The sequence below is a fragment of the Enterococcus infantis genome, from assembly GCF_049166715.1.
Lineage (GTDB): Bacteria > Bacillota > Bacilli > Lactobacillales > Enterococcaceae > Enterococcus_C > Enterococcus_C leclercqii.
Window position 1 is genome coordinate 1 of the sequence record NZ_JBMHFB010000027.1, and the last position, 632, is coordinate 632.

Here is a 632-nt window from a genome sequence, read left to right on the forward strand (position 1 = left end):
TGGCGATAGCGGGAAGGATACACCTGTACCCATGTCGAACACAGAAGTTAAGCTTCTTAGCGCCGATTGTAGTGCCGGGTTGCCCGGTGTGAGAGTAGGACGTCGCCACGCAAGTTGAACCGTTACGAGAATACGTAACGGTTTTTTGTTGTCCTTATTTTGAAAAATCGTCTAATCATCGTCCTCCAAAACGGACACTACCAAACGTGAGTCACAAAAGAGAAGGCACTTCCATTAAACAGTGGAAGTGCCTTCTCTTTTCAAGTTATTTACTTTTTCTGGCTCTTCGTCAAATAGTGTTGGTGAGTTCAAATTGAATGAGTGAATGAGCTCAGGCAGAAAAAAATTCTTGCCTGAGCGCTTTTTTATTTTTCGCTCTTTCTTAAACAAAAATCAGCCCTTGGATGATGTAGATTCTTGAGCGAAAATTCAGGAAGTTCCGATATCCATAAGCGACACGCTTGATTATTTTTATCTTGTTATTTGTTCCTTCTACGAAGCCATGACTGTAAGTAAGTTCAAATGCATTTTGAATCCCTTGCCGATACTTTTTGAAGAAAGTTAGTTTCTTACGAAACTCTTCTGGTAAGCGCTGATCAAGTTCTTCAATAAGTTCAAAGAAAAGCGTTGCG

1 protein-coding gene and 1 rRNA gene are annotated in these 632 nt (G+C 40.7%); one reads left to right on the forward strand and one right to left on the reverse strand.

The annotated features are described in order from the left end of the window. Window positions 1-111: ribosomal RNA gene (gene rrf / locus ACOMA8_RS14675) — 5S ribosomal RNA — on the forward strand; the annotation flags it as partial. A 271-nt stretch (window positions 112-382) separates the two neighbouring features. On the opposite strand, the gene ACOMA8_RS14680 is transcribed toward rrf, so the two are convergent. After that, on the reverse strand, window positions 383-632 hold a 250-nt coding region (locus tag ACOMA8_RS14680), incomplete at its 5' end, for a transposase (protein ID WP_421371700.1).